The sequence below is a fragment of the Sutterella massiliensis genome (assembly GCF_016899755.1).
Lineage (GTDB): Bacteria > Pseudomonadota > Gammaproteobacteria > Burkholderiales > Burkholderiaceae_F > Sutterella > Sutterella massiliensis.
Genome location: NZ_JACJJC010000533.1, coordinates 1 through 239 on the forward strand (window position 1 = coordinate 1; position 239 = coordinate 239).

The 239-nt window shown below is 64.4% G+C and carries 1 protein-coding gene; it reads right to left on the minus strand.

The features are described 5' to 3' along the window. Positions 1-239, minus strand: a 239-nt coding sequence (locus tag H6A60_RS13600; RefSeq protein ID WP_205105405.1) for a hypothetical protein, incomplete at both ends; no start/stop codon positions are given.

The following is a 239-nucleotide window of genomic DNA, read 5'->3' on the forward strand; positions in this document are numbered from 1 at the left end:
GTGTAGCCATTGGCCCAGGCGGCTTCGAGCAGCAGTTCCTGCAAGCCGATTCCACCCCGGAACCGGCGCGAGGCCAGATCCAGCGTCTGCTCGTCATACGCTTCTTCGACATGGGCCGCCTTGGCGGTGAGCAGGCAGGCGGCTTCGAGCACCTGGCAGTTGACCGAGTTGTCCGGAACATGGACGGCGGGTGCGGTTGGTCGCGTGGAGCGCAGGATTTCGAGTTCGATGCGTTGAGC